At 60.8% G+C, this 3043-nt stretch carries 1 protein-coding gene; it reads right to left on the bottom strand.

Annotated features, from left to right (window positions below):
• Positions 1-25: 25 nt before the first annotated feature.
• Positions 26-3043, bottom strand: a 3018-nt coding sequence (nrdJ, locus tag NW857_RS05600; RefSeq protein WP_414368241.1) for a ribonucleoside-triphosphate reductase, adenosylcobalamin-dependent, incomplete at its 5' end; no start/stop codon positions are given.

Raw genomic sequence — 3043 nt, 5'->3', positions numbered from 1 at the left:
CGTGTTGCAAAGGGCTACCTACTCCTTAATTGGTTGGCGATAGCGGGGCGGAGTCCGTATCTGGCAACAGACACCCCAAAGCATCACACCCTGCCGGCCCCTCTGCTGCCAGGGCGAGGTGGTGGTCATGGCGGGCCAGGGCCGCGAAGAAGTCGTCTGTCCTTCGTCTCGTGTTGACCTCGGCCACCAGCCGCTCGTAGGTGGCCTTGTCGATTTTCTCGAAGGGCAGGCGGGGGAAGGGGGCGTCGAAGCGGGCCAACAGCGCTGCGCTGATGTAGCCCTCGTCGTCGCGGATGGCCTCGTAAATGCGGGATCCCAGCGCTTCGATCTCGTCCTCGCGCAGCTCAAGGGTAGCTGAGGTGTTGTGGGTGGTGTAGTACTTTTGCACCTGCATGTAAAAGTCAAACTGGGCCAGGGCGGAGAAGCGCTCAATCTCAATCTCCTCGGCGCCGGGCAAGTTGGCCCACTCCACCTCCACCGGCAGTTCCACCAGCCACTCGGTACAGCGGGGATCAAAGGGGTCGTTGAGCAGGTTGCCGTTTTCGTCCTTGTCCGCCTGGGCGGGCACTACCGAGTAGCCATAGTCCAGACAGGCGAGGGCCACGGGGTCGTTTTTGGCAAAGGTGATGCGGCGGATGTAGCGCTGGGCCTTGGGCGGGTGCCAGCCGGGCGAGGCGTTGGTGAGCAGGGACTTGGTGCCAGCGGGCTGAACAGTGGTGCAGCGGTTGGGACGGCGCAACCCGTGGCGGTCGCAGTAGTCCCAGACCACGCGGTGGACAACTTCCTTCCAAAAGCTGAGGTATTCCTGCTCCTGCTGCTTGAACTCCCGCCCCAGGGGCGTATCCGGCCTCCCTTCTTGCCACCAGCGCAGCCAGTCTACCCCAAAGGCTTTGACGCAAAAGTCAAACAGCCCCGTAAACGAGACGCCGACGATGGGATCCCACTCCCGCGAGCGCTGGAAGCGGGGCTCGACAAAGCGATGGTGCAATAGCGCCGCCGCTGTCAGGGCCCCGGCTGTGAAGGCCTCCTCTTGTTCCTGGCGGTTGTGGGGATCCAGCCGGTTGAGGTGGATCTCAGCCAGGTTGCAGTGGAAGTCGCATCCAATGATCTCCCCGCAAGGGTTTAACCCATACCGCCGCAGCCGGTGCTCCAGTTCAGCCTCCGGCAGGGTTGGCCAGTGGTGTTTTAGCCAGCGTCGAGCTTCCTCTGGGCCTTGGGAAGCATAGATGTTGAGGAAGGTCTGTTTCAATTCTGGAGTGGCGAGCAGGTCGGCATTGGCCCGCGCCACAGCTTCCCCTGCCCACTGGATGGCTCCCTCGCCGGAGTAAAACTGCTTGCGCACTGCCGCAATGCACTCTTCTCGCGTTGGCTTGCGGTGGAACACGCGCGTGTGGTTGGCCATGCGCAGGGCATCCCGCTCCGGGTCAATTCTCCAGTTGCCCTGCTCGTCCTGCTGCCAGAGGTTGTCCTTGGCGCTGGATCCCAGCTCGTCGTCGGCGGCAAATTGGCGCATACCCGCGCTGTTGTGGGTGAGATAGCCATTGCAGTAAAAGCAATGAGCCTCTTCGACTTCAATGTCGTAGGTTCGTACCCAGTCATGGCTGCCTAGGCCCTTAACTGTAACGGGGATATCCAAATCGAACCCCGACTCAGCCAAGTATCGTTCATAGTTGGCTTCGACCGACCGAGCTCCTTGGAAGCCCATGCCGCGCATCTCAGTGTAGCTGTATACTTCCTGCAGCAGGGAACCCGGAATCGTAAAGCCATGCATCTCCAGCCCTTGGGGCAACTTCCCTTTAGCTGAGTAGGGAGCCACCAAGGCGTTGTACCGATCCTTGAACGCCGGTAGGGTAAGGCTGTATTGAACCTGCCAGTTCTCCTGCTGGGGGGGGAGGATTTTGAGTCGGCCTGCAATACCCAGACTGGAGAGAACAGCCGCCACTTGCAGGGCAAAGGAGCGGTGGACAGTTGTCAGCAATTGGGGGGGATGACTACGGGTTGACCCATCGCTGTCGATAAGGCCTGCCAGGTAAGCTGACCGTACCTCAACGGTGCCGCGCAGGATAAAGTCGGGAACTTGCAGGGGTTGCTTTGGTTTCTTGATGTGCCGCTCGAAATACTCCGCCAGCGGGATGCAGGAACACACAAACTTTGCCCTGTTCTCCCCTGGCCCATAGCTGCAGGTAGCTGTCAGCCCGAAGGCGGCTAGCGCCTGCTCCAGCTTAGCTTGGAGACGGGAAAGCAGCTCGGGATCCAGGGTATTGGCACTCCACTCCAGGTGACCGTAGGGCTTGCCGTGGAGATCGCGCCCCAGCGCAACATACCCATCCCCCTGGGTAAACCCAATGAGCCAGGCCACCTCTGGTGTCAGGGGCGGGATGTGCAGGGGCTTTGCGGTGGGGCTTTGTCTTGGACGAGGTGCCGTAAAGTCCTCAGGGAGGTGGGTAATGGTGCCGGGGAGAACTTGGGTGTTGTGCAGCAGACGATCCCCCTCGACTAACTCGTGGGTACTTTTCCATGCGATGTTCCCCCGAGCGTCTGCCAAAACCGCATGGCGGTGGTTCAAAGTTGAAAAGAAAGGAAGGGCATTGGTCTCTATTTCGTAAACTTCTTGGATCCCTTGGTCAAACTTGTTGACCACCCGACGAAACCCAAGGGGGGTCTGAACCCAATCGCCTACCTGCACATCCTTGATGGGCACCAGACCTTGTGAGGTGTGCACCAAGGCGTTTTCAGGTAAGCACCGCCGAATGTTCCCCGCCACAATCGTCACCGCCGCCTCGTCGATGAGCAGGCAGCACTCCACCGAGTTCAGTTGTCTGCCCACCGCTTTGTTGAGGATGGCGGCACAGCGCTCGTAGAGGCCGGGCAGCTTGATGGGGTTGGCCACACCCCCAAACCCCTGTAGCCGCTCGCCGGCAGGGCGGACATCGCTCAAGTCCACCGTCACCTGAACCTCGCCGCCCAAGCTGGGATCCGCCGCCAGCTCCAGCAGCGCCTGGTAGGACTCCACCCAGCCCCGCCGGCTATCCCCCACCTGGAT

The organism is Synechococcus sp. H55.9 (genome assembly GCF_047462355.1).
In the GTDB taxonomy this organism is placed as follows: domain Bacteria; phylum Cyanobacteriota; class Cyanobacteriia; order Thermostichales; family Thermostichaceae; genus Thermostichus.
This window is presented reverse-complemented; position numbering and strand designations above follow the sequence as displayed.